The organism is Sulfitobacter sediminilitoris, from assembly GCF_010667575.1.
Classification (GTDB): Bacteria; Pseudomonadota; Alphaproteobacteria; order Rhodobacterales; family Rhodobacteraceae; genus Sulfitobacter; species Sulfitobacter sediminilitoris.
In genome coordinates, this window is the sequence record NZ_JAABNT010000002.1 from 454,899 (window position 1) to 478,955 (window position 24,057).

Here is a 24,057-nt window from a genome sequence, read left to right on the forward strand (position 1 = left end):
CGCCAACGCGCCCTCCGGGGGGAGGTCGGGCGCGGCCCGGCTGGGAGCCGGGCGGGATATCCGGGCTGGGTGCGCTTTACTTTCGGAGGCTTGGGTTGATGCAAAGACTGATCCGCCACGGCCTCATGTTCGGCAACCTCTTCCACGTTGCCTCCCCCGCGCTTGCCCAACGCTACAACCGCGCGCTCAACCATCTCACCGGCAAGACGACCAAACTCACCGATTTCCACATCGACATCTCCGGCTATTCCCCTGAGGTGGGGGATGAGTTGCAAGACCACCTCTACCTCAACCACGCGGGCGTGAACCGGCAGTTCATCCTGCTCTCGGTCGAGCAGCGGCACTGCCCGCTGCTGAACACCAAGTTCTCCACCTCGCGCGGCATTCTGCGGCAGTTCATCGATGCCAATGAGGCGCAGCTTTTTGCGTTGACGGCGCGGGATGCGGTGGCGGGGGAGTTGGTCAATTCGGTCTATGACATCTCCACACCGCAGCGGCTGTTCGATATCCGGCGGGTCGAGGTGGAGGCGGATACCGTGGGGGGCACGGTGCGGGATGCGGAGAAGCTGGGCGAGATGGTGGCGCGGTTCAAGACAGAGCCGGATGGGTGGTATGACGATGTGCTGATTGCGCAGATGATCGAGCTGGCGGGCAAGACCGGGGATGTGGTGCGCAATCCGGTCAGGCTGAGGCAGATGGGGTTCGATCAGCGGAATTACTGGACGGCGCATTTCGGGGGGCTGTACCTGTTTCAGGATGTTGAGCATCCGGCGGTAATCGCGCCTGCGGGGGCGGGGCATTTGGGCGACTTGCCGATCAAGTACGTGTTCGACGGCAGTCAGCGGAACCAGATCGCGAAGTTTTTCGAGTACAACGATCTGGTGGAGACCATCGTGGAGGGCCGCCAGGATCACGCGGCGGCGATCCTGAAGCAGAAGATGGATTTCATTCTGGTCGATGCTGTTGCCGATCAGGGCGTTGACCTGACCGGCGTGACACGCGCGGACATGCGCAGGCTGGCACGGCGGTATCACGATATGCTGCCGGAGGAGTTTCATGCCTTGGGCGCCTTGGTGCGCTGGGCAGAGAACGGGGGGAAATGGCCCCGGATTTCCTCGGACCATCCGGCGTATTTCTATACGCTCCGTGCAGCGGATACGAAGGACGCGGCGCTGGTCAACATGCTGCTGGCGGAACTCGCACCCAAGGACGCGCGGCAGATGTTCATCTGCCACAAGGAGTTGTTCTATCGCACCTACGCGGGCTGGCCGGAGCAAAAGAAGGCTTTCGTTGTGGATTTCCTTCTGGCCGAGTATCAGGTGGACAAGGCGGGCGCGCGCGAGACGCTCTTTGGCCATGACGCGCCGATGGCGGAGCCTGTGCCGCGCAAACCGGACCCGGTGCCCGACATGATCGCACGGGTCGGACCTTGGGGCGCTGTGAGGGGAAGATAGATGCTGGGATTTGTCCGACTGATCGTGATGCTTTTCGTGGCGCTGACGGTGATCTATGTCAGCCTGTCGTTTTACTCGCGCTCAATCCGGCGCTCAAAACTGAAGAAGAAGTGGCACGAGGGCAAGCAGCTTGTGGACCGCGATACCTTTGTGCAGCGCGGACTTGAACGCTACGATGGGTCAATCCGGCGCAAGCTGATCCTGATGGTCTACGTGATACCGCTGGTGGTGATCGGGGTGATCATCTATCTGACCAATCATAGCTAGGATATTGAGATGTTTCGGGTAATCAAATGGACCTTCTGGATCACCTTCTGGGTCATTCTGGGCGCATTTCTGCACTATACGCTGCCGCAAAAGGACGTGGTGCGCATCGTCAACACCTACGAGGAACGGCAGGACCTTGGCGATTGGACACGGATTTTCTGGTCTGATCCCGATGACCAGTCGGTGGCCCTGTCGAACCGCGATGTGCAATTCATTCAGGCGGTGCGCCCTGATGGCTCTCCGATGGTGTACCGGAATGAAGACACCGGCTGGGGCTGGCCGCCCTATTTCAAGCTGGATACGGCGAACCTGTACACAGAAGCGAATGATGCGGTTTCAACCAAGGCGGCGCCGGAATGGTACATCGTCAAGCACTACGGCTGGCGCAATTTCTACCTGTCGATCTTTCCCAATGCGATTTCGATCAAGCAGGTTGACGGGCCGGATGCCTCGAAAGGGATACCTTTCCTCAACATCTTTGTCCTGACGTTGATTGCTGCTTTCTTCTGGGCGATCTACGTGCGCTGGCGGCGGTTCCGACAGTCGCGGATTGATCCGACGCTAGAGGCGATCGAGGATGATCTGGCGGAAAAGGGCGGCGCGGTACGGCGGTGGTTCGGCACGTGGAAGAGTAAGTCCTGAGGCTGTACAAAGATCGGCCTCTGACCGTTGTCAGTCAGCGAATAGGTAATCGGTCGACGCGATTTCAAGCGCCTTCTCAGGTGGTACCGCAAGGAACTGTGACAATGCGTCGGCATTCGTCTCTGCGTCCGCGATTTCGCGCATCCGGGTCATGTTCTCGAACTGGGCATCGCGAATGTGGTCGCTTTCATGCATCATATCGTCGCGGATCGTGGGCAGTAGCCGCTCCAGAGTCTCGGTCGAAGTCTGGTCGCCCGCAAGCCCCACGCGCATGGCATGACCCACAAGGTAGTCATCGCTGAACTGGCACTCGATCTCCATGATGCGGGTGGTTGAGCGATCCGAGGCAAAGTCGTTCAGCAGATCAAGGTTGGCCGGGTCCATGCAGATGATCAGCTTGTCGGTCTCGAAATAGTCGAACAGCATCCGCATCAGCGCGCGGCGGTGGCGATGGCGCTTTTCCAGCGTGTTCTGGATGCCGCCCAGATCGGGCAGGGGCGTGTCTTCTTCGTTGAAGAGGTATTCGATGGCGGGCACGTTGGTGACCTGCCGGATGCGTTCCAGCACCCGTTTGGCAACGTGCCATTTCTTGCAAACCACGATCAGAAGTTCGCGTTCGCGCCCAAGGGTCGACTCGGTCTCCCAGAACCGGGTGGCAAAGCGGCGTCCGATCCGGCCACGACCTGACAAGAACTGAAACAGGCTGCGCCCTTCGTTGCTGATCTGGAACTGCACGCCTTGAGCGACATAAAGCAGACCCAAACGTCGCTTGAGGTCCTGTGCCTCCGGGCTGATCTTGCGGGCAAAGAGATAATCCTGGCTGAGCAGCATTTCGTAGTGATCGTTGTAGAACGTCACCGGCATGCCGTAATCCGTGAACATCAGGAAGGTCAGCGTGCGCGACCGTATCTCTGCTTCTGGGACCAGATGCCGGACGAGGGTCTGAAAAAATGTCTCATCCGGGATCCATGTGGTGCGGAAGAAACGGGTGACATCGCGGCGTTTCTTGATGAATTCCAGCAACCACTCGATCGTTTGCCGCCGCAGGCACCACCATTGCGACCCGATCATGATCTGCAGATCTTCGGGGATCGCGCGTTTCAGGCCCAGTCGTTTCTGGACCTCAAACATAAAATAGAACAGCTTCTTGCGCTCGCGCTCATTGACGAAGTGGCGATAGACAAGGCGCTCTTCTTTCCAGCCGGTTTTGATCCAGTCGCTGTCAAAGTAGTCAAAGCTTTCGATAAAATCTGCGTCGTTCTCATCAAGGAACTTGTGGGTGTATTCGGCCGATTTGATCGCCATGCAGTCGCCCGACAGCATGTAGAAATGGGTTGCGCGGGGAAAATCATCGACGGCGGATTTCACCGCGTTGATTGTGGCCTGAACCAAAGACCATTCGCCCCAGCCGCACTTGATCCGCTTTTTGGCAAAGGTGACGTTGGGGTTGTCCTTCAGCGCCTCTTTGATCTCGGCGAAATGGGCTGCGCTTGCCGAGGCGTCGAAGTGGATCGACATGTAGTCACCCACAGCGGTGAGGCGTTCCGCCTGCCGGATCACGGCATCGGGGTCTTTGTGGCAGAGCAAAATGTAGGCAATTTTTGCCATTTTCGAAACGGACTGCACTTTTGCTTTTGATTGTTTACGTTGATAAAGGTGAAGACAGATTGAATAAACACCATTAATTTGCTTTTTTAAGCCAAGATCGAACTGTTGCCAAAAACAGTCATATGAGCAGAGGGCGCGCAGTATGGGGTTTCCCGGAACCTGGATGACACAGAGCGAGAGCGTGGTGTACCGCGTGGTGCCAAAATGCGCATGCTCGACCATCGGGCAGATCATGTTCTACTCCGACCATGGCACGTTCTTTGACGGCGACATCCATGATGCCCAGTCGGGTATGCACAAATGGGCGCTTGAGCAGTCTCAGGCACCGATCACGGCCAATGTGACCAACCACGCGTCCTATGCCTTTACCTGTGTTCGGAACCCCTACACGCGCATTCTGTCGTCATTTTTTGACAAGATCTGTGGCATCCAGCGCAACGGCAAACGCTACCGTGGCAATCTGGTGCCGCTTTTGATTCAGAAATACGGGATTGAGGTGGGCGGCAACGACGGCAAGCAGGAGTTCGACCAGATTGAGAGCTTTCGACGCTTCCTGCTGTTCGCGCGCGACACCATCCGCTGGCGGCGGCCGATGGACCCGGACATTCACTGGTCCGCGATGTCAGGGCACGTAAGCACCTTTATCGCGAACGGTGGGACATATGACAAAATCGTCTGGACAGAGCAGTTCAACGAAGGAATGCAGGACGTCCTGAACGCGATCAAGACACCCCAAACCGTGAAACTGGAAGAAATCCCGCGCTTTAACGAAAGCGAGGGGCATGGACCCAAGCGCGCGCACCCGGTCGAGGATTACTTTGACGATCTGTCGATGCATCTGGTGCGCGAGATCTACAAGCGCGACTTTGAGCTTTTCAAGTACGACTTTGACAATCCGGGCAACAAGATGCCCATCGGAGAGATTGATCTGGATGAGGTCCACGCGAAGCTGGGGGATTAGGGGGCGGCGCACCGCACCTTGCACAGGCGCCTGCTGCCCTCTACATCCCTTTGCATGGCACAGGTCAAATCATCCACCAAATCCGACCCGAACTACAAGGTCATCGCCGAGAACAAGCGCGCGCGCTTTGACTACGCGATCGAGGAAGATGTGGAATGCGGCATCATGCTTGAAGGGTCCGAGGTCAAATCCTTGCGGATGGGTGGCGCCAACATCGCGGAAAGCTATGCGGCGGTCGAAGACGGTGAGCTATGGCTCGTGAACTCCTACATTGCGCCCTACAAGCAGGCCAAGACATTCGGGCACGAGGAACGGCGGCGGCGCAAGTTGCTGGTCAGCCGCAAACAGCTCAGTGACATGTGGACTGCGACGCAGCGCAAGGGCATGACGCTGGTGCCGCTGGTGATGTATTTCAATCATCGCGGCATGGCCAAGATCAAGATTGGCATCGCCAAGGGCAAGAAGGCCCATGACAAGCGCGAAACACAGGCCAAGCGCGACTGGTCCCGGCAGAAGTCCCGTCTGTTGAAAGACCATGGCTGAGGCGCTGCGCCTTATCGGTTTCAAACATTCGGTCTATACTTGGGTCGTGCGGTTGGCGCTGCATGAGATGGGGATGGCTGCGGAATACGTTGAAGCTGATCCTTTTGCTGAACCGCCCGACAAAGTGCTGTCTGAACATACGCCGCTGCGACGGGTGCCGGTGCTGCAACACTGCGACTTTCGACTGACCGAGACAGCGGCGATCCTGCGGTACCTTGACGCGCTCAGCGCGCGGCCCTCACTCCAACCAAGCAAGCCGAAGGCACTCGCGCAAATGGCGCAGGTCATCGGGCTTGTCGATTCGGATGTCTATCCTGTCATGATCAGGCAGGTTTTTTCTGCTGGATTTTACGCTCCTGCGGTGACGGGTGCGGTGCGTGACGATAGCGCCGTTGTGACGGGTATTGCGCGTGCTGGGCCGGTCTTGTCTGTGCTGGAACAAGTCGCCAGCGATGGACGGCAGTTGAACGGGCATGTCATGTCCTTGGCCGATCTGCATCTGGCACCGATGATGTCCTATTTTGTACGCGTGCCCGAAGGAAATGCGATGCTTGCCAGTTTTCCAGCGTTAAGCGCGTGGTGGGGGTGGATGTCTGCCCAGGACAGCTTGCGAATGACCGACCCCCTCAAGAACTTCTGATGGCATCAGGCTGCCGCCTACTCTTGCCAGCATGACGCTGCGGCGATAGGCAAAGAAAACCCTGCCTTGAAAGGAATCCCGTATGGCTGATGATCCCAAAACACTTGTGTCGACGGCATGGTTGGCCAAACATCTGAAAGATCCGGACCTACGGCTTTTGGATGCATCCTGGTACCTGCCGGACGCGGGCCGGGACGCAAAGGCCGAATACGAAGTCGCCCATATACCCGGTGCGCGGTTCTTTGACATCGACGAGATTTCTGACGCACGGTCCGACCTGCCGCATATGGCGCCCCCGGTGGAAAAATTCATGTCCCGCATGCGTGCGATGGGTGTGGGCGACGGGCATCAGGTGGTGGTTTATGACGGTGCCGGATTGCTGTCCGCCGCACGGGTCTGGTGGTTATTCAAGCTGATGGGGCAGGAAAACGTTGCGGTACTGGACGGTGGCTTGCCGAAATGGATGGCCGAAGGAAATGAAACCGAAGACATGCCACCCATCCCGCGTGATCGGCACATGACGGTGCGGCTGCAAAATCAGCTGGTGCGCGATGTTACGCAGGTGGCCCATGCGTCCAAGCTGGGCGATCCGCAAATCGTCGATGCGCGCTCGGCCGGACGTTTCCGCGGCGATGAGCCGGAGCCGCGGGAGGGGTTGCGCGCAGGTCATATTCCCGGGTCGCTCAACGTGCCTTACACGGAGCTGTTGAACGACGACAAGACCATGAAATCGCCGGACGAAACCCGCGCCATATTCGAGGCGGCAGGCATGGATCTGGACAAGCCCGTGATCACGACATGTGGATCAGGTGTGACGGCGGCCATTCTGGCGCTGGCGCTTGAACGGATGGGGCACAAGGACTGGTCGCTTTATGATGGATCGTGGGCGGAATGGGGGATGTTCCCAACCGTGCCCGTCGCAACAGGAGACGCATGATGTTTGAAACGCTGAAAGAACAGCCCGCCGACAAAATCCTGATGCTGATGCAGATGTACCGCGAAGACCCGCGTGACACCAAGATCGATCTTGGTGTTGGCGTCTACAAGGACGCCACCGGGCTGACGCCTGTCATGCGTGCCGTCAAGGCAGCAGAGCAAAAGATCTGGGAAGATCAAAATACCAAGGTGTATACCGGTCTGGCCGGTGATCCGGCCTTTGCCGATGCGATGATCGAGTTGGTGCTGGGCGATGCGGTCCCACGTGACACCGTTGCAGCGGCAGCCACCCCCGGCGGCACGGGTGCGGTGCGGCAGGCCTTCGAGATGATCCAGATGGCAAAGCCCGACGCGCGGGTTTTCGTGTCCGATCCAACCTGGCCAAACCACCTGTCGATTCTGAAGTATCTCGGCATTGAGGTCGTTCCCTACCGCTATTTTGACAATGAGACCCGCGGCGTCGATTTCGACGGGATGATGGAGGACCTCAAGCAGGCACACGCCGGTGACGTGATCCTGCTGCACGGCTGCTGCCACAACCCCACGGGTGCGAACCTGAACAGTACGGAATGGGATGGGGTCATCAAGCTGCTGCTGGAAACTGGGGCCACGCCAATGATCGACATCGCTTATCAAGGCTTTGGTGATGGGCTGGACGCCGATGCAGCGGCCACGCGCAAGATCGCGGCATCAGTGCCCGAATGCCTGATCGCGGCGAGCTGTTCAAAGAATTTCGGCATCTATCGCGAGCGCACGGGGCTTCTGATGGCAATCGCCTCGGACCCGGCGCGGCACGATCTGAACCAGAGCACGCTGGCTTTCCTTAACCGCCAGAACTACAGCTTCCCGCCCGATCACGGCGCACGGATCGTGACCACTATCCTGAACGATGACGCGCTCAAGGCAGATTGGATGGCAGAGCTGGAAGAGGTCCGCAACGCCATGCTGGGCCTACGCACACAACTGGCGGAAGAGCTTCAGCGCTTGTCCGGTTCGGACCGCTTCGGGTTCCTCGCTCAGCACCGCGGCATGTTCTCGCGTCTGGGCACGACACCGGAAAAGGTGGAGGCGCTGCGCAAGGAACACGGTATCTATATGATCGGAGACAGCCGGATGAACATCGCCGGTTTGAATGAGTTGACGGTGCCGATACTGGCCAAGGCAATCATGGACGTGGGTGTCTGACCCACTTCCTCTTGTCCTTTGACGCAACGTCTTTCACGTCGGCTTGAGGGAATCGCTTAGGCGGTGACTGGAGCATTGCTGTACACGGCTATGTGCAGGGTGGAACGACAAGCGAAAGGACAGAACAATGAGCGCACGCGATATCGACATTACCATCTACGGGGCGACCGGGTTTACCGGTTCGCTCGTGGCGGAATACCTGGCGGGCATCGGGGCAGGAGACGCAGACTTCAAGCTCGCCTTCGCAGGACGTAACGGCGACAAGCTGCGCGCGTTGGCAGAGGCCAATGGCTGCGCTGATCGGGTGACGCTGATTGAGGCTGATGCATCGGATCGCGCGGCGCTTGATGCGCTGGCGGCGCGCAGCAAGGTGGTGATCGCCATGGCGGGGCCTTATGCGCAATACGGGTCCGAGTTGCTGGCTGCCTGCGTAGAGGCGGGTACGGATTACGTCGATCTTTGCGGAGAGCCGCAGTGGATGCGCGCCAAGATCGAGGAGCATCAGGCGCGTGCGCAGGAGACCGGCGCACGGATCGTCTTCTCCTGCGGGTTCGACTCCATTCCCTCCGATCTGGGTGTTTTTCAATTGCAAAGCCTTGCGAAAGACAAGTTCGGCGGTGCCTTTTCCCGCGTGAAGGGCCGGGTGGAGCGCATTCAGGGCGGCCCGTCTGGTGGGACGGTGGCAAGTCTTGTCGGCTCCACCAAGGCCGCGGCGGCGGACCCGGCAGTGCGCGACGTAATGCTCAGCCCCTTTGGCCTGACACCGGGTTTTCAGGGCCCGAAACAGCCGCATGGACAGGCGCCGGTCGAGGACGAGGACATCGGCACCTGGGCCGCGCCCTTTGTCATGGCGGTGATCAACGTGAAGAACGTGCATCGCACCAACGTGCTTGCCGGACTGCCCTATGGCGAAGACTTCGTCTACGACGAGATGATGGTCACCGGACCGGGTGAAAAGGGCGCCGAAATGGCAAAGCAGATCGCGTCGATGGGGCCAGGCGGCGGCATGGGCGAATCGAAGCTCAAGCCGGGAGATGGGCCGTCGAAAGAAGAGCGCGAAAACGGGTTCTTCACCATCGCGCTGCACGGGTCTGGGCTGGACGGCCATACCGGGACGGTGCGTGTGTCTGGGGACAAGGACCCCGGCTATGGCTGCACGTCCATGATGATCAGCCAGTCGGCATTGTGCCTGCTGCGGGACGGGGTAGAGGCCAAGGGCGGTATCTGGACGCCGGGGGCTGTGATGGGCGACAAGCTGATTTCGCGACTTCGGGATAACGGTGTGCTTACGTTCGAGGCTGAGGTCTGAATCCGCGACACGCTCCGCGCCTGTGCCTTCGAAAAATGGTCAGGCCTCTGCCCAAGTTCAGGACAGAGACCACAAGCTTTCATTCAAGTCCAAACAGAAAAGGCCCGGAGCAATCGCTCCGGGCCTTTTGCGTTGTCTAGAGGGGTAACTTAGCCCTTTGAGAAGTCAGGGTATGCTTCCATGCCCAGCTCGCTTGTATCCAAACCGTTGATCTCTGCCTCTTCGCTGACACGGATACCCATGACCGCCTTGAGGATGAACCAGACCACGCCGGATACGACGAAGACAAAGATGCCGACGACTACGATGGAGTAGAGCTGTGTGCCGAGGCTTGCGTCGCCATTGGTCAGGACGACCGCGATGGTGCCCCAGATGCCTGCAAAAAGGTGAACAGGGATCGCGCCAACCACGTCGTCGATCTTGAGCTTGTCAAGGAATGGCACTGCGAAGACCACGATCACACCACCGATACCGCCGATCAGCGTCGCCATACCAAGGCTTGGCGTCAGAGGCTCAGCTGTGATGGATACCAGACCAGCCAGAGCGCCGTTCAGGATCATTGTCAGGTCAGGCTTGCGGTACAACAGCTGCGTCAGGATCAGCGCCACAACAGCACCACCAGCAGCCGCTGCGTTGGTGTTGGAGAAGATCCGGCTGACGTCAGCAATGTCACCCACGGAACCCATCGCCAACTGAGAGCCGCCGTTGAAGCCGAACCAGCCCATCCACAGGATGAATGTACCGAGTGTCGCCAGCGCAAGGTTGGAGCCAGGCATCGGGTGGACACGACCATCCTTGTACTTGCCGATACGTGGTCCAAGGATCAGCGCACCTGCCAGAGCGGCCCAGCCACCCACGGAGTGCACAACAGTGGAGCCCGCAAAGTCGAGGAAGCCCATTTCGTCAAGGAAACCACCGCCCCACTTCCAGGATGCCTGCAGCGGATAGATGACGCCTGTCAGGATGATCACGAAAACAAGGAAGGGCCACAGTTTGATCCGCTCGGCCAAAGCACCCGATACGATGGAGGCGGTGGCCGCACAGAACATTAACTGAAAGAAGAAGTCAGAACCGGTGGAGGCGTATTCGCCATCATCGGCGCTGGCGAGGTCAATGCCCACCGCTTCAAGCACGCCCGGGCCAAAGACACCGGACAGCACGCCTTCGACGGACCATGTGCCCAGCGGGTACATCAGGTTATAACCGAAGGCCCAGTAGGCGATGGTGGCGAGCGAAAACAGCGCCACGTTCTTGGTCATCTGCATGGTCACGTTCTTGGAACGCACCAGCCCGCCTTCGAGCATGGCAAAACCCGCGGCCATCCAGAAAACAAGGAAACCACCGATCAGGAACAGCAGCGTGTTCATGATCCAAACCATTTCAGCAGTGACCGCCGCGGCCTCTGCATCCTGCGCCAGTGCCAGCGATGGCAGCATTGTGGCTGCACCGGCGACTGGAATGAGATAAGTCTTTTTCATCATTTTGTCCTTTAGTTAGATGGCGTCGTCGCCGGTTTCGCCGGTACGCACCCGCACCGCCTGTTCCACGTCGAGCACGAAGATCTTGCCGTCGCCGATCTTGCCGGTTTGTGCAGTGCGCGAGATGACTTCGACCATCTGGTCGGCCACGGCATCTGCCACGACCAGTTCCAGCTTCACCTTGGGGACGAAGTTCACGACGTATTCAGCGCCGCGATAGATTTCGGTGTGACCTGACTGTGCGCCAAAGCCCTTGATTTCCGTGACCATCAAGCCGCGGACACCCGCGTCAGTCAGTGCTTCGCGCACTTCCTCAAGCTTGAATGGTTTGATTGTTGCAATGATGAGTTTCACCTTTGGATCCCTCTTCCGATTGGCAGGCAGGCCCTGCGTTATGCAGATGCAGAAACTGGTATTTCCGGCCCAGTTGGAAGGTTTCCGGGTTAAATTCGAGGGCGATTTCAGGCGCAAATGATAAAAAATTGTGCAATAAAGAACTTATGCCTAAAAAATAGACATTCGATTGATCCATATTCCGCTTAGCAACAGCTAAACAAACCTTAACTTTACCGGTAAGCTGCCGGAAAAAGAGCAGCTACCAGGCGGATTATGACTGATTCATCCAAGCGCAAGCGCCCGCTGGTGGCGGACAAAAGGTACCCGTCCAAGGGAAAACCGACTGCGAAAAAGCCAGCCAAGAAATCGGTTAAGAACGCCGCGCCGGTGAAACGCAAGGCGCGCAAGCCACAGCGCCCAAAGCGCGGAGGGATCATCGGCTTTTTCACCGGGATCATCTCTTGGGTTCTGCGCCTGATCTGGAAAATCACATGGCGCTTAACCGCCGCTGTGGTCCTCGTTCTGGCCGTGATTGTTGGATACCTCTACACCACTTTGCCACCGCTGGAGGCACTATTGGACGGCCGTGCGCGGGGATCGGTGACATTGCTGGACAGAGACGGAGAGGTCTTTGCGTGGCGCGGCGATCAGTTTGGCGGTGTGGTGACGGCTGATTCCGTCTCACCTCATCTCAAGAACGCGGTCATCGCGACAGAGGACAAGCGGTTCTACCGACATTTCGGGGTCAGCCCCCGAGGCATCGCCTCGGCGGTGCGCATCAACCTTAGCGAGGGGCGCGGCCCGTTGCAGGGGCACGGCGGTTCGACGATCACACAGCAGGTTGCGAAACTGATCTGTCTGGGCGAACCCTACGACCCCTCAGCAGGAATGACCGAGAAGGAATACGAGGCCAGTTGCCGGCGCACGTCGATCCGGCGCAAGGTAAAAGAGGCGTTGTTCTCCGTGGCAATGGAGCTGAAGTATTCCAAGGACGATATCCTGTCGATCTATCTGAACCGCGCCTACATGGGGGGCGGGGCTTTCGGTGCGGAGGCAGCGGCACAGCGGTTCTTTGGCAAGCCGGCGGCGGCTGTGACACCTGCAGAAGGGGCAATGCTGGCCGGGCTACTGACGGCACCAACAACGCTGTCGCCCACAAACAACCTTGACCGCTCACAGAACCGCGCCGCGACAGTAATCCGTCTGATGCGCGAACAAGGCTATCTGTCACAAAAGGAAGCGGATTTCGCGCAGGCCAACCCCGCAGAGCTGTCGCAGGCAGCCGAGGCGCGAGCGGGTGGCTATTTTGCGGACTGGGTGATGTCGACAGGGCCGGAATTCTTTACCCGCAACACGACAGAGGACGTTCGGATCAAGACAACGCTGGATCAGCGCATACAGAAAGCAGCCGAGGAAGGGTTGCAATGGGTCTTTGAAAACAAGGTGCGCGAGGGCTCGCAGGCACAGGCCGCGATTGTGGTGATGTCTGCGGATGGCGCGGTACGTGGCATGGTCGGTGGTCGCAAGACCAAGGTGGCTGGAGCGTTCAACCGAGCAACGCAGGCGCTGCGGCAGACGGGATCGGCGTTCAAACCCTTTGTATACGCCGCAGCACTCGATTTGGGGTACTCGCCTAACGACCTGATCGTGGATGAACCTTACTGTCTGAACATACCCGGCTCTGGCGAATGGTGCCCGCGTAACTACACCAACAAGCATTACGGCGCGGTCACCTTGACCAAGGCGCTGGAAAACTCTCTGAACATCCCTGCGGTGAAAATCTCTGAAAGCGTGGGCCGGGAACTGGTCAGTCGCGTGGCGACTGAATTTGGCATTCGCAGTGATCTGGCCGCAGGTCCTGCCCTGGCGCTGGGCGCATCTGAAAGCACGTTGATCGAAATGACTGGGGCCTACGCCGGTATCTTGAACGGCGGGTCGTCCGTCACGCCCTACGGGTTGATTGAATTGACGCTTCTGGGCGACGATGAACCGCTGATGGGCACGGGTGGCGGTATTGGCGAACGCGTCATACAGGAGGATGCAGCCCGGCAATTGGTCTACATGATGGAAAAGGTGATCTCGGAAGGAACTGGCTCTAGGGCGCAGTTTGGCGGGCGTGAACTTGCTGGTAAGACCGGCACCACATCGGCGGCAAAGGACGCATGGTTCATCGGGTTTTCGGCGGACTATGTGACAGGCGTGTGGATGGGATACGACGACAACACACCGCTGACTGGCGTCACCGGTGGTGGCCTGCCCACCGATATATGGCGCGAAACGATGAGCCGGGTACACGAAGGTTTGCCGCTGAACCCGCTTCCGATGCAGTCACCCGATCCTGCCAGCGGTCTTGGCGAAGTCCAGCGCGGATCTGATCAGATCCCGGTTGGCAACAACAGTGGTGGCACGATCATTGATCAGGTGCTCCGCGATATTTTTGGCAACAGCGGACAGGGCAGTTCAGCACCAGCGCCGAATGCAGGTGACCGCTAGCCCCATTCGGAAGCGTGATTGAGGCATCTACATTTCTTCATTTCCCGCCCTTTTCAAACTGTGTCAGGCTTGACCCCGAACGCAAAGCGAGGCCTGACATGACACCCATCCGAATTTCATCCTTTTCTCAAGGCGACACCGGTGGCAATCCGGCTGGCGTGGTGATCACCGATACCCTGCCGCCAGCGTCCGAGATGCAAGAGATCGCTGCTGATCTGGGCTATTCTGAAACTGCCTTTGCCGCGCCTGATGGTGATAGATGGCGCGTGCGCTACTATGCCCCAGTGGGCGAGGTGGCGTTCTGTGGTCACGCGACGATTGCCCTTGGCGCGGCACTCGGCGCACAGGAAGGGGCCGGGCGGTTTGATCTGGATTTGCGCGATGACCAGATCAGCGTTGAAGCAATGCAGCGCGACGGGCGTTGGCATGCAGCGTTGCAGTCGCCTCAGACCTGGTCCGAGCCGATGGCGGATGATCTGCTGTACGCGCTTCTTGATGCTTTTGATTTGTCGGAAGACGATCTTGACCCGGCCTTGCGCCCGACCCTGGCGTTTGGTGGTGTGCGGCATGGTATTCTGACACTCAAGGACCGAACGCGGCTCGCGCAGATGGCCTATCCTTTCGAGTCGATGCGCCAACTGATGGCCCTGCATGATCTGGTGACAGTCAGCTTGATCTACATCGATACACCCCGCGCGTTCGTGGCGCGGAATGCATTTGCAAGCGGTGGCGTGGTTGAGGACCCGGCCACGGGGGCTGCAGCGGCGGCGTTGGCCGGGGCATTGGTGGATGCGGACTGGAATGGACTGCGTGCGGGCGGCACCTTCACCATCGCACAGGGCGAGGACATGGGTATGCCTTCGTCCCTGACGGTCGAGGCGACGGGCAAGCCGGGGGCATCGGTCAGGGTCAGCGGCGCAGTACGTCGGATGTAACTGCGGCAATTCAATCTTAAAGAAACTCTGCTCTTACTCCCCACCCAAGGGGATCGGCCATCGGAACGCGCATGTCCCTGACTGAGCAGGAAACAGGTCATGCGCGCAGAACACGCAAGACGGGGCAAGCAAGAGTTGCGCGGCATCCGCCGGCGCAATCGGCGGCTCTATTGGTTTGTCGCGCTGTTCAGCCTGTTTGCGAACCTGCTGATGCTGACAGGGCCGATGTATATGTTGCAGGTCTACGACCGCGTTCTCGCGTCGGGCTCGACCGAAACCCTGGTCGCGCTGTCTTTGCTGATGGTGTTTCTCTACATTATGATGGGCGCGCTGGATTTTTCCCGCGCACGGATCATGACGCGTGTAGCGCTGTGTTTTGCACAGGATTTGCATGGCAGGGTGTTTGATGCTGTGATGCGCAAGGCTGCGGTCCTGCCCGACAAAGGCACTGACAGTGGATTGCGCGATCTGAGAAATATTCAGCGTCTGATCGGTGCGCCTGTTCTGATTGCGCTGATGGACTTGCCATGGACGCCCATCCTTATTGGCACCATTTTCGTATTTCACCCCTACCTTGGGGCGCTGGCCCTTGTCGGGGCGCTGATCCTTGTCATGATCACAATGTGCAACCAGTTGCTGTCGCATCGCGCACAGCAGGCGGCGGGCGGCTTCCACCACATGGCCGAAACAGAGGCGGTTCAATACCGGGCGCAGGCAGAAACGATACGCGCGATGGGTATGTGCCCGGCTGCATTTCATCGCTGGAAGCACTCTCAGGATCAGGCGGAGGCGTCTGATCTGTCCGCGATGAACGTCACCGGGGCGTTTTCCAGCCTGACCAAAACACTGCGGCTCTTACTGCAATCGGCAATGTTGGGGCTGGGGGCGTGGCTGGTGATTGCAGGAAAGATGACACCGGGTGGCATGATCGCGGGGTCCATCTTGCTGGGCCGTGCGCTGTCCCCTGTTGAAGCGGTGCTCAACCAATGGCCGGTGGCCCAGCAAGGCCTGCAAAGCTGGTCAGACCTTGCCACGCTTCTGGGGGAAGTGCCGCCAGAGGAACGACTTCTTACCTTGCCAACGCCCGCGGCACGCATGGTGGTCAACAGCGTGACTGTTGTGCCACCCGGAGATCGGAAGGCCACGCTTAAATCACTGAGTTTCCGGATCGAGCCGGGTCAGGCCATTGGCGTGATCGGCCCGTCGGGGTCAGGCAAATCCACGCTTGCGCGGGCACTTGTCGGCGTGTGGCCTGCAGCGGGGGGAGATATCAGGCTGGACGGTGCGGCTCTTGACCATTTCTCGGCAGAGGTTCTGGGTCAGCACATCGGCTATCTCCCTCAGCAGGTGTATCTATTTGATGGCACGGTTGCAGAGAATATCGCACGTCTTGCGCCGCCTCCGGATGAATCAAAGGTCATTGAGGCGGCAAAAATGGCGGGCGCGCACGAGATGATCTTGATGCTGCCCAAAGCGTACGACACACGCATCACCGCCGATCGACCGCAGTTTTCAGGCGGGCAACTGCAGCGCATCGGGCTGGCAAGGGCGCTTTATGGTGATCCTGTTGTGGTCGTGCTGGATGAACCGAACGCGCATCTGGACAATGCAGGCTCTGCCGCACTTAACTGTGCTATCCGGCAGATCAAGGCGCGGCGTCGGTCAGTGCTGATCATGGCGCACCGGCCTGCGGCAATTCAGGAATGCGATATGATCCTGATGCTGGACAGCGGCATGCGTATGGCATTCGGTCCCAAGGATGAGGTCCTGTCAGGCATGGTCAAAAACGCCAGATCCATTCAGGCGGTCCCAGCCGCCGCTGCAGGGATGAGGTGAGACGGGTGACCAACCGCGCCTCTCCCTCCTTGCCGTACGTCATCATGGGCTTTGCAACGATTGGTGTTCTGATGCTTGGCGTTGGGCTGTGGGCCGGCACTGCTTTGCTTTCTGGCGCGCTGGTCAACACCGGCATCGTTGAATTCGATCAGACAAGGCATGTTGTGCAGCATTCGCAAGGGGGCGTGGTTGCTGATGTGCTGGTCGCAGAGGGGGATGTGGTACGGGCAGGCGACGTCCTGATCCGTCTGGATACCCGGTTTTCACGCGCAGAATTGGCCTATGCCCAAGAGCAACTTTTTGAACTTTTGGCACAGCAAGCGCGGCTCCGGTCGGAATATATGGATCGTGAAGATGTGGTCTTTGCGACGGGGCTGATGGCCCAGGCCGCTGATGATGCCGGTTTGCGCGGGCTGCTTGAGGGTCAGCGCCGATTGTTTCGTGCCGGGCGCGAAACCGTCCGCAGCCAGACCCTTCAGCTGCGTCAACGGCAACAGCAGGTAACAGCGCGGATCATAGGCGTGGACGCGCAAATCGCCGCACTCGAGACGCAGATGACCCTGATCCAAACGGCGCTCACTAATCAGCAATCCCTCTTGGCACGCGGTCTAACACAAGCGACAGCCGTTTTGCAGCTGGAGCGCGAGAAAGCATCGCTCCAAGGCCGTCTGGGAGAACTGATTGCGGCCAAGGCGCAGGCGGGCGTGCAGATGACCGAGATTGAAAGTGATATCCTTCAGCGTGCAGCGCGACACCGGGAAAAGGCCATTGCGATGACCCGTGAGCTTGAACAATCGATCCGCAAATTTCGGAACGACATAGACAGACTTGATTCCGAGATCGAAAGGGCCGAGGTGCGTGCACCAGTATCCGGCATTATCTTTGGCGTGCAGGGCGTCACAGCCCAAGCCGTGCTGCAACCAGCAGCCGCTATCCTGACAATTGTGCCAAAGGGCAGGGCAGGCGTCGTGCTGACACATGTCTCACCGCGCGATATTGATCTGGTGGCGGTTGGGCAGCAGGTAAGGCTGCGGCTTTCCGCGCTGGACCAGCGCCTGACGCCAGAGATCTTTGGCCATGTGACGCGAATTTCTGCAGATATGATAACGGATCAGCGGTCAGGCGCAGTGCATTTCGAAGTTGAGGTCAGCCTGGCTGCGACTGAGCTTGAGAAGTTGCCAAACGGTATGGTGCTGATCCCCGGCATGCCGGTCGAGACCTTTATCCAAACTGGTTCGCGGACACCTTTGGTGTATCTGATCAAACCGATGACCGATTATTTTGCACGCGCTTTTCGCGAAAGCTGAACGCGGCCTCTTTTCGTTATGGTTCAACACCGCTAGCGTCCCGGCAAATCATTTGTCAAAGGATCAGCGTCATGAGCATCACCGAAAGACTGTCAGAACTGGGTGTCACCTTGCCCGATGCGCCTGCCCCAGCGGCCAATTATGTCCCGTTCGTGCAGGTGGGAAATACCGTCTATGTATCGGGTCAGATATCCAACGGACCGGATGGGCTGATTACCGGTAAACTTGGGGCTGACATGGAGGTCGAAGCCGGAGCAGCTGCGGCCAAGACCTGCGCAATCAGCTTGTTGGCGCAGGTAAAAGCAGCCTGCGGCGGCGATATTGAGCGGTTGCAGCGTGTGGTCAAGCTGACCGGGTTCGTCAATTCCACGCAGGATTTCACCGATCAACCGAAAGTCATCAATGGCTGTTCGGACTTTCTGGTCGAGGCGCTGGGCGACAAAGGGCGACACGCCCGGTCTGCGGTTTCGGCACCATCCTTGCCCTTGGGTGTCGCTGTTGAGATCGAAGGCATTTTTGAGATCAAATGACGCTTCCTGCTGCGTTCTATAATGTTCCATTGGCGCATCGCGCCTTGCATGACCGCTATGATGGTCGGCCTGAAAACAGCCGCGCGGCGATCCGTGCGGCGATCAAGGCCGGCTATGGTATCGAGATCGATGTGCAATTGAGCGCCGATGGCGCCGCGATGGTCTTTCATGATTACGCGTTGGAACGGTTGACGGGGCAGAAAGGCGCTGTGCGTCTGCGCTCTGCTGACGAGTTGTCTCATCTAAACCTGCTTGGCGGGGATGAGGGGATCCCTGATTTGCCCGAAGTCCTTGATCTGATAGCCGGGCAGGTTCCATTGGTGATTGAGTTGAAGGATCAGGATGGGGGAATGGGCTCTGATATCGGCGCGCTTGAGCGGTCGGTCGCGGGCAGCCTGCAGGCTTATGCCGGGCCCGTTGCGGTAATGTCCTTTAACCCACATTCCGTCGCAAAAATGGCTGATCTTCTTCCGGATATACCCCGCGGGATTGTCACCAGCGCGTACCGGTACGAAGACTGGCCACTGCCCAAGACCACCTGTGACCGGTTGCGGGATATTCCTGACTATGACCGCGTTGGCGCCGGTTTCATTTCGCATGAGGTAGATGATCTGACGCGCCCCCGTGTGGCTGAACTGAAAGATCGTGGCGCGATGATCTGCTGTTGGACCGTGCGCAGTGCCGCGCAAGAGGCAGAGGCGCGTAAAGTCGCACATAATATCACCTTTGAGGGGTACTGAGCGGCGCACCGTCCTTGATCCCGTGAAGGGACGCCACACATAGTCCATCATGCAATCAGAGCAGAATATGAGCGCGCAGGAGATCGAAATCAGGCTGGTCCCAAGCTTGGCCGAAATTGGTCAAGCCGATTGGGATGCCTGTGCCTGCCCAGAAGCAGCGGAGGGGGGACCACCGGTTGACCCTTTCACCACCTATCGCTTTCTGTCCGCGCTCGAAGAAAGCGGCAGCGTTGGTCCTGGCACCGGCTGGCAGCCGCAGCATCTGGCGGCCTATGTTGAAGGTCAGATCATCGCAGTCGCGCCGCTTTATGCCAAGATGCACAGTCAAGGCGAATACATCTTTGACCACAACTGGGCGCATGCTTTTGAGCGGGCGGGCGGACAATACTACCCCAAGTTACAGATTGCCGTGCCGCATACACCTGCGACAGGTCGGCGGTTGTTAACCCGGCCTGGCTTCGAAGAGGTTGGCAAACGCGCCCTGATACAAGGTGCTATCCAGGTCACAGAGAACAACAACCTGTCATCTGTCCACGTGACATTCTGCACTCAGCAAGAAGCAGAGTTTGCCGAAGAAATGGGCCTGATGGTACGCAAAAGCCAACAGTTTCATTGGAAAAATGACAGCTACGCCGACTTTGATGGCTTTCTGGCGAGCCTTAATTCGCGCAAGCGCAAGAACATCCGCAAAGAACGGACGCAGGCCCAAGGGTTCGGTGGTACGATCCAGACCTTTACCGGGGATCAGTTGCAGCCAGAACACTGGGATGCGTTTTGGCATTTCTATCAAGACACCGGCGCGCGCAAATGGGGCTCTCCCTACCTCACCCGCCAGTTCTTTGACATCGCCCAAGAGACCCTGCGCGACGATATCGCACTGGTCTTGGCTGAACGCGATGGCCGATGGATTGCCGGTGCGCTGAACTTTATCGGGGCTGACGCGTTATATGGCCGGTACTGGGGCTGTATCGAGCATCATCCCTGTCTGCATTTTGAACTGTGCTACTACCGCGCCATCGACTTTGCCATTGCAAATGGGCTGAGCACGGTAGAGGCGGGCGCACAGGGCGAACACAAGCTGGCGCGCGGTTATCTGCCAACGCCGACGTGGTCGCTCCATTGGATGCGAGACGAGGGATTTGCACGGGCGGTCGGTGACTATCTGGAAGCCGAACGGGACGCCGTTGACCATGAAATTGAAATACTGACAGAATATGGGCCGTTCAAACGTGCCCAGATTGAGGAACGGGAATGACAGAGAAGCTAAGCGATAAGACCCGGAACACGGTGCTCCAGCCATTGTTTGACACAGGCTGGGAACTGACAGAGGGGCGCGATGCGATAAAAAAGACGTTTGTATTTGCCGATTTCGTCGAAGCCTTTGGGTGGATGACGCAAGCTGCGATCTGGGCTGAAAAGTGGGGTCATCATCCAGAGTGGGACAATGTCTATAAAACCGTCAACGTCACACTCACGACGCACGACGTCGACGGATTGAGCGCGCTTGACGCGAAACTGGCGCGCAAGATGGACGGACTCGCGGAGCGGATGCAAGACTGATGGACGAAGTAGAAAATACCGTTACAAGCATCATGACGACTGAGATTTGGCAGGGCAAAACCCTTGCTGATCTGCTGACAATTGAATTTCTTGCCAGTGCGGCGGGCTCGCTCTTGGGCGCTGTCGCCATTTTGCTCTTGGGCTGGATCGTGTCGGCTTGGCTGCAAAAACGGGTCGCGAACCTGGGTCGGAAGAACAAGCACCTTGATGAGATGTTGTTCGACTTTCTGGCCTCCATTGTCCGCTATGTGGTGCTGGGTTTCACGCTGTTGTTTGTGCTCAACACCTTTGGGGTGCGGACGACTTCCGTTGTGGCCGTCATCGGTGCGGCAGGTCTGGCGATTGGTCTGGCTTTGCAGGGCACGCTGTCGAATGTGGCGGCGGGCGTCATGCTTATCCTGTTCCGACCGATCAAGACAGGCGACTTTGTTGAGGTTGCGGGCCAGATGGGCACCGTCAAGAACATCAATCTGAACTTCACCGAATTGGCAGATCTCAGCAATGTTCAGGTAATCGTGCCAAACTCGGAAGTATGGGGAAACATCATCACGAACTATTCCACGAATGACCGTCGCCGTGCCGAATGGACCTTCGGTGTTGGATACGGCGCGAACCTCAAGGACGCTGAAACGATCATTCGCGAAACGATCATGGCGGATGAGAGGGCTCAGACCGAACCAGAGCCTTTCATTCAGGTCACGAACCTTGGCGGAAGCTCTGTCGATTTTCTAGTGCGGGTCTGGTGCAACGCTTCTGACTATTTCGCCTTCAAGGCCGATATGACCCGCAAGGTCAAAGAGGCTCTGGACGAAGGTGGGGTGGATATCCCATTCCCGACCAGAACAATCATCACCCAGTCAGATTAAGTGTGCCGGGCCGCGTAAAGGGCATTCAGAATGCAAAAGGGACGCCAGCTTGGGCGTCCCTTCTTCTTTTGAAGACGGGCCAGCGTGCGGGCTTACATGTTCGCCAGCAGGGCCTCGCCGCCCGAAACATCGCAGACGCCCGGTCCTTCTTCTGGCTGGAACAGGGTCACCTTGCCGTCCTCAACCAGCATCGCGTACCGCTTGGACCGTGCGACCAACCCGGCAGGTGCCGCGTCAAAATCCATGCCCAAAGCCTTGGTGAATTCCGACTGCGCGTCGGCCAGCATCGTGATGCCTGCCTCGCTTGCGCCAGTTGCCTCGCCCCATGCCTTCATCACAAAGGGGTCGTTACAGGAGACGCAGATGATCTCGTCCACGCCTTTGGCGTCGAACTGATCTTTGGTGCGCACAAAGCTGGGCACATGCGCGGAGTGGCAGGTCGGCGTGAATGCGCCCGGGACGGCAAAGATGACGACCTTGCGGCCTTTGACCTTGTCCGACATTTTGACTGGCGCTGGTCCATCCGCGCCCAATTGTACAAGCGTTGCGTCGGGCAGGGTGTCGCCTTGAGAGATTGTCATCTGTATTGCCTTTCATGTGATTGCGTTTGCCGCTTGGCAACATATAGGTTTCAGCGCAGGGCGCGACCAGTCATTCGGAGAGAGAAATCATGGGCCATGTGATTGTGATCGGTGCCGGGCAGGCGGGATCATCTTGTGTAGCGAAGCTGCGGAACAGTGGATTTGAGGGAAAGATCACCCTGATCGGATCAGAACCTGTACCCCCTTACCAGCGTCCCCCGCTCAGCAAAGCGTATCTCATGGGCGAGATGGCGTTTGAGCGTCTGTTCCTTCGGCCCGAAGCCTTTTACGGCGAGAATGATATCGATCTGCGTCTGGGTCAGACCGTTCAGGCCATTGATACGGCCAACCAAACGGTCAGCGTCGGCGATGAGATATTGACCTATGATGATCTTGTGTTGACCACCGGATCCGAACCGAACCGCCTGCCATCTGCGATTGGCGGCGATCTGGACGGCGTGCATGTGGTTCGTGATCTGGCAGACGTAGACGCCATGGCGCCGCGCTTTGTCGAAGGGGCAAAGGTTTTGATCGTCGGCGGGGGCTACATTGGGTTGGAAGCTGCGTCTGTTGCGGCGAAACTCGGGCTCAAGGTGACGCTGGTCGAGATGGCGGACCGCATCCTGCAACGCGTGGCCTGCCCGGAGACCAGTGATTTCTTCCGGCAACTGCACCGCGATCACGGTGTCGATATTCGTGAAGGTGTCGGGCTGGAACGCCTGACCGGAGAGGGCGCGGTCAGTGGCGCGCAGCTAACGGATGGCAGCGAACTGGACGTGGATTTCGTAATCGTCGGCGTGGGCATCAGGCCGGGAATTGCGCTGGCTGAAGCGGCGGGGCTTGAGATAGACAATGGCATCAAGGTGGATGCCCAAGGCCGGACCTCGGCGCCGCATGTCTGGGCCGCGGGCGATTGCACGTCCTTTCCCTATCGTGGCGGGCGCACCCGTCTGGAATCCGTCCCAAACGCCATTGATCAGGCGGAATGCGTGGCTGAAAACATCATGGACGCGCATAAGGACTATGTGGCGAAGCCGTGGTTCTGGTCGGACCAATATGACGTTAAACTTCAGATTGCCGGTCTGAATACCGGGTACGACCGGGTGGTGACCCGCCGTGCTGACGCAGATAGCGTATCATTCTGGTATTACTGCGGGGACGCGTTGCTGGCGGTGGATGCGATGAACGACCCGCGTGGCTACATGGTCGGAAAACGCCTGATCGAAAGCGGGAAATCGCCCGCGCCAGAAGTGATCGCTGATCCAGACACTGATCTGAAGGCGCTGTTGCGCGCGTGAGGATCATTGCGGGCAGATTTCGCGGTACGGCATTGGCGAATGTGGGCAAGGGGGACGCCGGTGCCCATCTACGCCCCACCTCGGACCGCGTCCGCGAAAGCCTGTTTTCGATGCTGACGCATCATGACATCATTACCGGCGCACGTGTTCTGGACCTTTTCGCGGGAACCGGGGCATTGGGGCTTGAGGCGCTCTCGCGCGGGGCGCGTGAGGTCTGTTTTGTTGAGAACGGACGCGTTGGTCAGCGGCTGATCTCCGAGAACATCGCCAAACTGCGCGTTGAAGACGAGGTGACGCTGATGCGCAATGACGCAACGCGTCTGGGACCCTGGCCCAATGCGCCCTTTGATCTGGTATTCCTTGATCCGCCCTACGGCAAAGGGATGGGACAGAAGGCGCTGGCGGCGGCACGGACAGGCGGATGGCTCGCACCCGGCGCGATGATTGTCTGGGAAGAAAGCGCCCCGATGCAGCCCCCCGAAGGTTTCAGCAGGATCGACACACGCGAATACGGCGATACGCATGTGACCCTGCTTGAAGTAACAGGCTAGA

24 protein-coding genes are annotated in these 24,057 nt (G+C 58.5%); 20 read left to right on the top strand and 4 right to left on the bottom strand.

All coding sequences use genetic code 11. From position 1 onward, the window contains the following. Positions 1 to 98: 98 nt before the first annotated feature. From GV827_RS05080 to GV827_RS05090, 3 genes are read left to right on the top strand one after another with little or no spacing between them, the layout of a single operon-like run. The gene (locus GV827_RS05080; RefSeq protein ID WP_164352602.1) at positions 99 to 1,454 is read left to right on the top strand and encodes a DUF6638 family protein; all 1,356 of its coding nucleotides are present in this window, start codon (positions 99 to 101) and stop codon (positions 1,452 to 1,454) included. Further along, the gene (locus GV827_RS05085) at positions 1,455 to 1,721 is read left to right on the top strand and encodes a hypothetical protein (RefSeq protein WP_164352603.1); all 267 of its coding nucleotides are present in this window, start codon (positions 1,455 to 1,457) and stop codon (positions 1,719 to 1,721) included. Between the two features lie 9 nt (positions 1,722 to 1,730). Beyond that, positions 1,731 to 2,363, top strand: coding sequence for a DUF1523 family protein (locus GV827_RS05090; RefSeq protein ID WP_164352604.1), 633 nt, complete (start codon positions 1,731 to 1,733; stop codon positions 2,361 to 2,363). A gap of 30 nt (positions 2,364 to 2,393) precedes the next feature. Here GV827_RS05090 and GV827_RS05095 read toward each other — a convergent pair whose 3' ends face one another. Further along, the gene (locus tag GV827_RS05095) at positions 2,394 to 3,971 is read right to left on the bottom strand and encodes a DUF5928 domain-containing protein (protein WP_164352605.1); all 1,578 of its coding nucleotides are present in this window, start codon (positions 3,969 to 3,971) and stop codon (positions 2,394 to 2,396) included. Positions 3,972 to 4,113: 142 nt separating this feature from the next. Here GV827_RS05095 and GV827_RS05100 point away from each other — a divergent pair, with 142 nt between their 5' ends. The 6 genes from GV827_RS05100 (at position 4,114) to GV827_RS05125 (ending at position 9,545) form a co-directional block, all read left to right on the top strand. Next, entirely contained in the window at positions 4,114 to 4,932 is an 819-nt protein-coding gene (locus tag GV827_RS05100) for a sulfotransferase family protein (RefSeq protein ID WP_164352606.1), read from the top strand. Between the two features lie 54 nt (positions 4,933 to 4,986). Then, the gene (gene smpB / locus GV827_RS05105; RefSeq protein WP_164352607.1) at positions 4,987 to 5,475 is read left to right on the top strand and encodes an SsrA-binding protein SmpB; all 489 of its coding nucleotides are present in this window, start codon (positions 4,987 to 4,989) and stop codon (positions 5,473 to 5,475) included. Next, positions 5,468 to 6,115, top strand: coding sequence for a glutathione S-transferase family protein (locus tag GV827_RS05110; RefSeq protein ID WP_164352608.1), 648 nt, complete (start codon positions 5,468 to 5,470; stop codon positions 6,113 to 6,115). Before smpB ends, GV827_RS05110 begins: the two co-directional genes overlap by 8 nt. Before the next feature lie 82 nt (positions 6,116 to 6,197). Further along, the gene (gene sseA / locus GV827_RS05115) at positions 6,198 to 7,052 is read left to right on the top strand and encodes a 3-mercaptopyruvate sulfurtransferase (RefSeq protein WP_164352609.1); all 855 of its coding nucleotides are present in this window, start codon (positions 6,198 to 6,200) and stop codon (positions 7,050 to 7,052) included. Continuing rightward, positions 7,052 to 8,236, top strand: coding sequence for an amino acid aminotransferase (locus GV827_RS05120; RefSeq protein WP_164352610.1), 1,185 nt, complete (start codon positions 7,052 to 7,054; stop codon positions 8,234 to 8,236). The genes sseA and GV827_RS05120 overlap by 1 nt, the downstream gene beginning before the upstream one ends. Before the next feature lie 127 nt (positions 8,237 to 8,363). After that, positions 8,364 to 9,545: a saccharopine dehydrogenase family protein gene (locus GV827_RS05125; protein ID WP_164352611.1), complete on the top strand. Its 1,182-nt coding sequence runs from the start codon at positions 8,364 to 8,366 to the stop codon at positions 9,543 to 9,545. A 149-nt stretch (positions 9,546 to 9,694) separates the two neighbouring features. On the opposite strand, the gene GV827_RS05130 is transcribed toward GV827_RS05125, so the two are convergent. Beyond that, on the bottom strand, positions 9,695 to 11,023 hold the full coding sequence (locus GV827_RS05130; protein ID WP_164352612.1) for an ammonium transporter: 1,329 nt from the start codon (positions 11,021 to 11,023) through the stop codon (positions 9,695 to 9,697). A 15-nt stretch (positions 11,024 to 11,038) separates the two neighbouring features. Further along, on the bottom strand, positions 11,039 to 11,377 hold the full coding sequence (locus GV827_RS05135) for a P-II family nitrogen regulator (RefSeq protein WP_164352613.1): 339 nt from the start codon (positions 11,375 to 11,377) through the stop codon (positions 11,039 to 11,041). 255 nt (positions 11,378 to 11,632) lie between these two features. Here GV827_RS05135 and GV827_RS05140 point away from each other — a divergent pair, with 255 nt between their 5' ends. The 9 genes from GV827_RS05140 (at position 11,633) to GV827_RS05180 (ending at position 21,626) form a co-directional block, all read left to right on the top strand. Continuing rightward, positions 11,633 to 13,852 (top strand): transglycosylase domain-containing protein, encoded by a 2,220-nt coding sequence (locus GV827_RS05140; protein ID WP_204325717.1) that lies wholly within the window; start codon positions 11,633 to 11,635, stop codon positions 13,850 to 13,852. A 98-nt stretch (positions 13,853 to 13,950) separates the two neighbouring features. Continuing rightward, the gene (locus GV827_RS05145) at positions 13,951 to 14,787 is read left to right on the top strand and encodes a PhzF family phenazine biosynthesis protein (RefSeq protein ID WP_164352614.1); all 837 of its coding nucleotides are present in this window, start codon (positions 13,951 to 13,953) and stop codon (positions 14,785 to 14,787) included. Positions 14,788 to 14,886: 99 nt separating this feature from the next. Next, positions 14,887 to 16,623, top strand: a complete 1,737-nt coding sequence (locus tag GV827_RS05150) for a type I secretion system permease/ATPase (protein ID WP_164352615.1) — start codon at positions 14,887 to 14,889, stop codon at positions 16,621 to 16,623. Between the two features lie 5 nt (positions 16,624 to 16,628). After that, the gene (locus tag GV827_RS05155; RefSeq protein ID WP_164352616.1) at positions 16,629 to 17,930 is read left to right on the top strand and encodes an HlyD family type I secretion periplasmic adaptor subunit; all 1,302 of its coding nucleotides are present in this window, start codon (positions 16,629 to 16,631) and stop codon (positions 17,928 to 17,930) included. Between the two features lie 71 nt (positions 17,931 to 18,001). After that, entirely contained in the window at positions 18,002 to 18,460 is a 459-nt protein-coding gene (locus tag GV827_RS05160; protein ID WP_164352617.1) for a RidA family protein, read from the top strand. Continuing rightward, complete coding sequence (locus GV827_RS05165) at positions 18,457 to 19,200, top strand: glycerophosphodiester phosphodiesterase family protein (RefSeq protein ID WP_164352618.1); 744 nt, start codon at positions 18,457 to 18,459, stop codon at positions 19,198 to 19,200. The genes GV827_RS05160 and GV827_RS05165 overlap by 4 nt, the downstream gene beginning before the upstream one ends. 67 nt (positions 19,201 to 19,267) lie before the next feature. Next, positions 19,268 to 20,455, top strand: coding sequence for a GNAT family N-acetyltransferase (locus GV827_RS05170; protein WP_164352721.1), 1,188 nt, complete (start codon positions 19,268 to 19,270; stop codon positions 20,453 to 20,455). After that, positions 20,452 to 20,760, top strand: a complete 309-nt coding sequence (locus GV827_RS05175; RefSeq protein ID WP_164352619.1) for a 4a-hydroxytetrahydrobiopterin dehydratase — start codon at positions 20,452 to 20,454, stop codon at positions 20,758 to 20,760. The genes GV827_RS05170 and GV827_RS05175 overlap by 4 nt, the downstream gene beginning before the upstream one ends. A 32-nt stretch (positions 20,761 to 20,792) precedes the next feature. Then, positions 20,793 to 21,626 (top strand): mechanosensitive ion channel family protein, encoded by an 834-nt coding sequence (locus GV827_RS05180; protein ID WP_235930239.1) that lies wholly within the window; start codon positions 20,793 to 20,795, stop codon positions 21,624 to 21,626. A gap of 92 nt (positions 21,627 to 21,718) precedes the next feature. Here the strand turns inward: GV827_RS05180 and GV827_RS05185 are convergent, their stop codons facing one another. Continuing rightward, positions 21,719 to 22,207: a peroxiredoxin gene (locus GV827_RS05185; RefSeq protein WP_164352621.1), complete on the bottom strand. Its 489-nt coding sequence runs from the start codon at positions 22,205 to 22,207 to the stop codon at positions 21,719 to 21,721. Positions 22,208 to 22,296: 89 nt separating this feature from the next. Here GV827_RS05185 and GV827_RS05190 point away from each other — a divergent pair, with 89 nt between their 5' ends. After that, a complete protein-coding gene (locus tag GV827_RS05190; protein WP_164352622.1) occupies positions 22,297 to 23,505 on the top strand; it encodes an NAD(P)/FAD-dependent oxidoreductase in 1,209 nt (402 codons plus the stop codon). Further along, on the top strand, positions 23,502 to 24,056 hold the full coding sequence (rsmD, locus tag GV827_RS05195; protein WP_164352623.1) for a 16S rRNA (guanine(966)-N(2))-methyltransferase RsmD: 555 nt from the start codon (positions 23,502 to 23,504) through the stop codon (positions 24,054 to 24,056). Before GV827_RS05190 ends, rsmD begins: the two co-directional genes overlap by 4 nt. Position 24,057 lies beyond the last annotated feature (1 nt).